This is a genomic window from Aerococcus sp. NPDC058936 (assembly GCF_042741995.1).
In the GTDB taxonomy this organism is placed as follows: Bacteria; Bacillota; Bacilli; order Lactobacillales; family Aerococcaceae; genus Aerococcus.
In genome coordinates this window covers 310,502-317,588 of the sequence record NZ_JBHYKZ010000001.1, presented here as the reverse complement: position 1 = coordinate 317,588, position 7,087 = coordinate 310,502, and the positions used below count along the sequence as shown (strand labels likewise).

General features: G+C 37.5%; 6 protein-coding genes. 1 reads left to right on the top strand and 5 read right to left on the bottom strand.

The features are described from left to right. Positions 1 to 117: 117 nt before the first annotated feature. Entirely contained in the window at positions 118 to 642 is a 525-nt protein-coding gene (locus ACFW0C_RS01485; RefSeq protein ID WP_378104716.1) for a PTS glucose transporter subunit IIA, read from the bottom strand. 205 nt (positions 643 to 847) lie between these two features. Between ACFW0C_RS01485 and ACFW0C_RS01480 the strand changes: the two genes are divergently transcribed. Further along, complete coding sequence (locus ACFW0C_RS01480) at positions 848 to 1,678, top strand: undecaprenyl-diphosphate phosphatase (protein WP_378104714.1); 831 nt, start codon at positions 848 to 850, stop codon at positions 1,676 to 1,678. Positions 1,679 to 1,743: 65 nt separating this feature from the next. On the opposite strand, the gene ACFW0C_RS01475 is transcribed toward ACFW0C_RS01480, so the two are convergent. The 4 genes from ACFW0C_RS01475 to ACFW0C_RS01460 form a co-directional block, all read right to left on the bottom strand. After that, positions 1,744 to 3,099: an aspartate kinase gene (locus tag ACFW0C_RS01475; RefSeq protein WP_378104711.1), complete on the bottom strand. Its 1,356-nt coding sequence runs from the start codon at positions 3,097 to 3,099 to the stop codon at positions 1,744 to 1,746. A gap of 183 nt (positions 3,100 to 3,282) precedes the next feature. Continuing rightward, positions 3,283 to 4,719: a glycogen synthase GlgA gene (gene glgA / locus ACFW0C_RS01470; protein WP_378104709.1), complete on the bottom strand. Its 1,437-nt coding sequence runs from the start codon at positions 4,717 to 4,719 to the stop codon at positions 3,283 to 3,285. A 34-nt stretch (positions 4,720 to 4,753) separates the two neighbouring features. Continuing rightward, the gene (gene glgD / locus ACFW0C_RS01465) at positions 4,754 to 5,953 is read right to left on the bottom strand and encodes a glucose-1-phosphate adenylyltransferase subunit GlgD (protein ID WP_378104707.1); all 1,200 of its coding nucleotides are present in this window, start codon (positions 5,951 to 5,953) and stop codon (positions 4,754 to 4,756) included. Between the two features lies 1 nt (position 5,954). Beyond that, a complete protein-coding gene (locus ACFW0C_RS01460) occupies positions 5,955 to 7,082 on the bottom strand; it encodes a glucose-1-phosphate adenylyltransferase (protein WP_378104705.1) in 1,128 nt (375 codons plus the stop codon). Positions 7,083 to 7,087 lie beyond the last annotated feature (5 nt).

Here is a 7,087-nt window from a genome sequence, read left to right as displayed (position 1 = left end):
GGTTAACTTTATGATAATGGAGATTCCTCTTTTTTTGTAAAAAAATATAGAACCAATGACTTTTTCAAGTCATCAGTCCTATATATTGTAGAGCCAATATATATATGCGTATTAATCTTAGCTGTTTGTTGTTACTGAACCTACTTCTGCACTATGTTTAACTTGACCAGATGCAGTTAATTGTAAGCTAGAAAAGTCTTCTAAATTCGTGAATACGACAACGATTGATTTTCCTTTACCTGCAGATGTTAATTGGTCTAAATCTACTGTAGCAATTTGGGTACCTGCACTAACTTGGTCTCCCTCAGCTACCGTGACATTGAATGGTGCACCATCTAATTCAACAGTATCAATACCCATATGCACTAAAACTTCTACATCATCATCTGTTTTGATATAGATAGCATGTTTAGTTGGAAAGATACTCATTACAGTACCTGCAACTGGTGCATAAACGTCACCTGCTTCAGGTTCTACGGCATAACCGTCACCCATCATTTTTTGTGAAAATACAGGATCATCTACTTGATCGATAGAGCTAAATTCGCCCGTTGCAGGAGCAAATAAAGTTTCCGCTACTTTAGAACTACTCGGTTGTTTTGTAGTATCCTTCTTCTTATTTTTTTTAAAAAAATCAAACATATCGCTCGCTCCTTAAGTATTCATTTAATTCACTACTTTAATCATATCATATTCGTAAAAATAATGACAATATATCCCTGAAGCGATTTCACCGATTTCAAACATAAAGACTTTTTAAAGTTTTGATGATTTTTTGTTTTCTTTCTTGTTTTCATTTATACTGAAATGAGAAATTATTTTATTTTGAATGAAGGGAAATTGATAAATGTTAGATACATTAAAGGTCATTTTACTGGGTATTGTTGAGGGGATTACCGAATGGTTACCGATCTCATCAACTGGACACATGATTCTTCTTGAAGAATTTATTACATTAAATGTACGTCGAGAATTTTGGGATATCTTCTTGGTTGTCATCCAACTAGGCGCAATTTTAGCCGTAGTATGGATTAACTTTAACCAATTAAATCCATTCGCACCAAACAAATCCAAAACAGAAAAAGAGGAAACTTGGACGACTTGGTTTAAAGTAGCCGTTGGGTGTCTTCCAGCTGCTATAGCCGGTCTACTATTAGACTCTTGGATGGAAGCAAACTTAATGAATTGGTTTGTTGTTGCTGTTACGTTAATTGTTTATGGTATTTGGTTTATCTGGATTGAAAACCGCAACAAAAACAGACAAGCAAAAATCAATTCTATGGCAGAAATGACATATAGTAACGCCTTCAAGATTGGTTTGTTCCAAGTATTGTCACTAGTTCCTGGTACATCTCGTTCAGGTTCAACCATCTTGGGAGCAACAATCGTTGGTACGTCTAGACCATTAGCAGCCAACTTTTCGTTCTTTATGAGTATTCCAATTATGTTCGGTGCTTCAGCGCTAAAATTAGTCAAAGCTTTCTTAAACGGTTTCGTATTCACCGGTACTGAAATCTGGCTATTAATAGTTGGTATGGTTGTAGCATTTGTCATTTCAATCCTAACTATTAAACTATTCTTGAAATACATTAAAACTAATGACTTCAAGGTATTCGGTTGGTACCGTATTGTCCTTGGTATTGTGGTTATCTTGTACTTCTTACTATTTAATTCGTAATATTCGGATTTTTATCCAAATGAAAAGGAGTGGCCTCGCCACTCCTTTTTCGTATGTATTGAATTTTAGTTGAAAAATTCATTGTAGATGGCGCAAACAGCATCATCTTCTCTTTCTTCAATAATGCCAAACATAATAGAAATCTCAGATGAACCTTGGTTGATCATTTCCAAGTTGATCCCGGCTTCTGACAAGGCCTTTGTTGCACGGGCAGTATTCCCGATATTTTCAATCATACCTTCCCCTACTAACATAACCAAGCTTAGGTTGTCGCGTTTTTCAATAGAATCCGCTGCGGTTTCAGCTTTGATTTCAGCAACCATTTCTTCGAATTCTTTTTTCGATAAGGCATCTTCTTTAAAAATAACATCGATATCGTCGATACCAGATACGATATGTTCGAACGAAACGTCATATTTTTCAAGGACAGATAAGACGCGACGAACGAAACCAACCTCTCTATTCATCATATATTTTTTAATATAAACAGAGGCAAATCCGCTTGTTGATGCAATACCAGAAATCGCTAGGTTATTTTTTGGACGTGTTCTCGTAATCAAAGTACCCGGTGCCTGTGGTTCATTCGTATTTTTTACCGCTACAGGAATATCAGCGATGAATGCTGGTTGCAGAGCTTCATCGTGGAAAACGGAGAAACCAGCGTAAGATAATTCACGCATTTCTGAATACGTCAGTCGCTCAATCGCGACAGGATTATGAACTACTCCAGGATTTGCAGCATAAATAGACGAAACATCAGTAAAGTTTTCATACATTGACGCTTTGACACCGTTTGCGACAATCGCACCGGTAATATCAGAACCCCCACGAGAAAATGTCACTAATTTCCCATCTTTTGTGTAACCAAAGAAACCAGGGATGACAATGATACCATCTCGTTCCCGTAATTTGTATAAGTTTTGGTAAGATTCTGGTAGGACCCGCGCTTGACCAGGATTATCTGATAAGAACAAGCCAGCATCTTGAGGATTTAAGTAAGAGGCCCCATAACCTAATCCAGAGAAATACGCGGCAATTAATTGCGCATTCGCATCTTCACCAAAGGCTTTAATCGCATCCACAAAATAAGCTGGTTGGTCTGTGATATCCGAACTAATTAATTCATTTAACTGGTTGGAAATATCATCCACAATGGCTAGATCCATTTCTAACCCTTCAGCTGTATCTCTAAAGCGGTCTACGATTTTATTAAAAGTAGCTGGTGCATTTTCACTATCGTGTAAAATTTCAGCAGCCAAGTCGATTAACAAATCGGTCACCTTGATATCTTCCTTATCCCGTTTACCAGGCGCGGAAACAATCACCACTTTACGATCAGCGTCACCAATTACAATATCTTTCACTTTCATCAGTTGTTCTGCTGATGCAACTGATGAACCTCCAAATTTTACTACTTTCATCTTTTCATTTCATTCCAATCCAATTTTAATGTATTATGAGCTATCTTATCATAAAAATGAGGCCCTATACAATAGGAAAAGAGGTTGAAGCCTATGTGCCTCAACCTCAGTCACCATCCTATGTAATGAAGGAATTCAATTTAGCAAACTAATTGGTTAGCAAGCTTAAAGCATTTCCCTAAATTATAGCAAGTCTTCATATAAACGGATATACTCCTTAGCCGGCTCAGTCCATCTAAAGTCTGTCGCCATGGCTTGGTGTATCAATTGGAACCATACATCCGGTTGGTTTTCGTAAATATCCAAGGCATTCTGGATAACATGAGCGAAAACATCCCCAGTAAAGATGTTAAATGAGAAGCCGTTACCTTCACCAGTATATTGGTTGTATGGTTGAACGGTATCTGATAAGCCACCTGTTTCATGGACAATTGGTAAAGTACCGTAACGCATAGCAATCATTTGTGATAAGCCACACGGTTCAAATGCACTAGGCATCAAGAACATATCAGAACCGGCATAAATTTGTTGGGCTAATTCGACATCAAAATCGATATACGCACAAAATTCTCCAGGATACTTCCATTCAAAATAACGGAATGAGTGCTCAAACGCTTCATCACCGGTACCCAACACAACAATTTGAATATTGAAATTTGTGAGCAGATATTCAGCTTTTTCTTGTAGCAACTGCATACCCTTTTGATCAGTCAATCTGGTAACTACCCCAAGTAAAGCAACATCCGGGTCTAAACTTAGGCCAACTCGTTCCTGTAAGGCACGTTTATTGGCTGCTTTACCCGTTTGAACTGTTGATGCATCATAATTTTCAACTAAATTAGGATCCGTTTCGGGATTGTTTTGTTCATAATCTATCCCATTAATAATACCTGATAACTTCCAAGCATTATAGCGTAATTCACCGTCTAGTTTTTCACCAAACTCAGGTGTTTGAATTTCACGGGCGTAATTCGGACTAACTGTTGTTACCTTGTCAGAGAAATTAATACCGCCCTTAAGATAGTTCACTTGACCTTCCTTTTTAACCCCGTTTTCATGAAATAAAGCATAGGTAGTGTTAAAAATTTCTTTTAAGACAGATTCATTTTGCCAACCTTGGAAACGAATGTTATGGATAGTTAGTACCTTGCGGATATTTCGGTAGCTATCTACCCAATGGTACCGATCCACTAATAAGGCAGGAATCATGGCTGTTTGCCAGTCATTTACATGAATGATATCTGGTATAAAGTCCACTTTTTCCATCATTTCAATCACTGCGATGTCAAAAAAGCCAAACCGTTCACCATCGTCATTTTGTCCGTACAATTGGTCTCGATCAAAATACGCTAAATTATCAATGAAGTAATACTGCACGCCATCAAGTGTTAGCGTCTTTACCCCAACATAGGCTGATTTATAACCTAATTCAACTCTAAATTGGGTGATTTCAGTCAGTTCCTCCTTGAATCTTTCAGGCATTTGCGTATAATACGGCAATACTACTCTGATATCAACACCTTGTTTGCGCAATTCTTTTGGCAATGCATAGGCAACATCTCCAAGTCCACCCGTTTTGAAGAATGGCGCACCCTCAGCGGCGACAAATAAAACTTTCATATGATTACCCTTCTCTCATCTCTTAATCTACTACTTAATATCCTTTGGCTTTTTTAAACTTATAAGCTGGGTGTTGGAATGACTCGTCTGATGCAGCGACATAGGTCCCTTTTGGAATCACAATAGGTTCTTCAGGTGTGCCAATGATGACTGCGCCTGGCGCTACCTCAACTTTTTTGTCTAAAATAGCATATTTTACGCTTGCACCCTTACCAACTTTCGCACTTTGGAAAATGATAGAATCTTCTACCTTAGCATTTGGTGCCACTTTAACGTTACGGAAGATGTGAGAATGTTCCACTTCACCATAAATTTGACAACCTGTACCAATTTGTGCATTAATGACATCTGCATGGCTACCATAATAAGTTGGCGAACCATTATGTGCTTTTGTAATGATAGGTTGATCACCTTGGAATAATTGGGTAAAGTATTCACCGTTTAGCATATGCATGCTGACATCATAGTAAGATTTTATAGAATCTACGTTACCGACGTATCCTTCATAAAGATAACCAACTGTTTTATAGTCATCCATATATTCAATGATGACGTCATCTAACTCTTTGTAGTAGTTATTTTCTTCAGCGCGGTTAATCATTTCAAGCAATTTGTCTGTTCGAACCAGTGCCATGTTCATATCATAATTAATAGTTGCTTGAGAAATTGGTGTAATCCCTTCTTTAGAAAGGCACTCGACATTTTGGTCGTCATCTAAATGAATAATGTATTCGTTTGGATGGTATTCAATCAATTCACGCGGTACTTCAGCGTAAACACGAACGATATCAGCATCGCAACCATCAAATTTTTCAATGACTTCATCTAGATGGACATTGGCTACTATTTTGGCACCTGAAACAAATACATACTCTGCATTTGAACTTTCAATAAATAAGTGATGGTCATCATAGAATGGACCTTTGCGACTCGCCGCTTCATATAAAGCGCGTTTATGGTTCATTTGTGAGAAGGTGAAAACCCCTCCTGTGTAATTATCAAAGTTCCAGGTTTTACCTGAACGGATATGGTCGTATACAGAACGACCAGTTTCAGCCATAAATAAAGCGACAGAACGCACACCAGCGTGCGATAAACTTGATAAATAGAAGTCTAAGATACGGTAACGACAAGCGAATGGTAGGTTGGCAATTGGTCTGTTGTCTGTTAAAGGCATTAAATCAGTTGTCGATTCATTCAAATTTAAGATAGCTGTAACTCTATTTTTAACCATATTAATTACCTCCAACTACTTCTTCATATCCAATAACGGCTATATTATCAGGGGTTCCGATGACTTCTGACCCATCAGAAACAACGGCTTCCTCACCTAAAATCGCGTATTCAATTTTGACATTTTCACCAATACTTGATCCCTTCATAATGATTGAGTTGGCAATTGTCGAATCTTTCCCAACTAATACATTTGGAGAAAGGATTGAGTCTTTAATACTGCCTCGAATAATACAACCATCACAAATCATGGCATTTTCAACTACAGATTCTGTCGATAAGAATTGTGGTGTAGTCATGGTATTTCTTGAGAAAATAGGCCAACCCTTGTCGCGGATTTGTAATGGATGTTCTTGATCAAGTACTTCCATATTTGCTTCCCACAATGAGTCGATTGTACCTACGTCTTTCCAGTAACCATCAAATGAATAAGCATACAATTTTTCATCATTGTTTAAATAAGCAGGAATTACATTCTGACCAAAGTCTTCCATGCCTTCGGGGTCTTGCGTTAAGTATTCACGTAATTTGTCCCATGTAAAAATGTAAATCCCCATTGAAGCTAAATTACTCTTTGGATTTTCTGGTTTTTCTTCAAACTCAACGATTTCTCCTTCGCTATTGGTATTCATGATACCAAAGCGAGAAGCCTCATTCATGGGTACTGGTTTAACGGCAACAGTACAATCGGCGCCATTTGCCTTATGCGCTGCTAACATCGGTGCATAGTCCATTTTATAAATATGGTCTCCTGAAAGGATTAATACATATTCAGGATTTTTACTATCAATAAAAGATACATTTTGATAAATGGCATTCGCAGTACCATTAAACCATTTTTCTCCATCATTAGAAGAATAAGGTTGTAATACGAAGGCACCACCGTCGCGAGTATCTAAATCCCAAGAATCACCATTCCCAATATGGTCATTCAAAATCATCGGTTCATATTGTGTCATGACACCAACAGTTGTAATTCCTGAATTCATACAATTACTCAAGGTAAAATCAATAATTCGATATTTACCACCAAAAGGAACAGCTGGCTTAGCAATACTTTTTGTTAATTTTCCTAAACGAGTACCTTTACCACCAGCAAGAATCATAGCAATCATTTCATTATTTAACATAGTAG

Excerpts from the sequence above, each read along its gene's own strand:
- glgA (WP_378104709.1), bottom strand. The coding sequence starts at position 4,719 with ATGAAAGTTTTATTTGTCGCCGCTGAGGGTGCGCCATTCTTCAAAACG.
- glgD (WP_378104707.1), bottom strand. The coding sequence starts at position 5,953 with ATGGTTAAAAATAGAGTTACAGCTATCTTAAATTTGAATGAATCGACA.
- ACFW0C_RS01460 (WP_378104705.1), bottom strand. The coding sequence starts at position 7,082 with ATGTTAAATAATGAAATGATTGCTATGATTCTTGCTGGTGGTAAAGGT.
- ACFW0C_RS01485 (WP_378104716.1), bottom strand. The coding sequence starts at position 642 with ATGTTTGATTTTTTTAAAAAAAATAAGAAGAAGGATACTACAAAACAA.
- ACFW0C_RS01475 (WP_378104711.1), bottom strand. The coding sequence starts at position 3,099 with ATGAAAGTAGTAAAATTTGGAGGTTCATCAGTTGCATCAGCAGAACAA.
- ACFW0C_RS01480 (WP_378104714.1), top strand. The coding sequence starts at position 848 with ATGTTAGATACATTAAAGGTCATTTTACTGGGTATTGTTGAGGGGATT.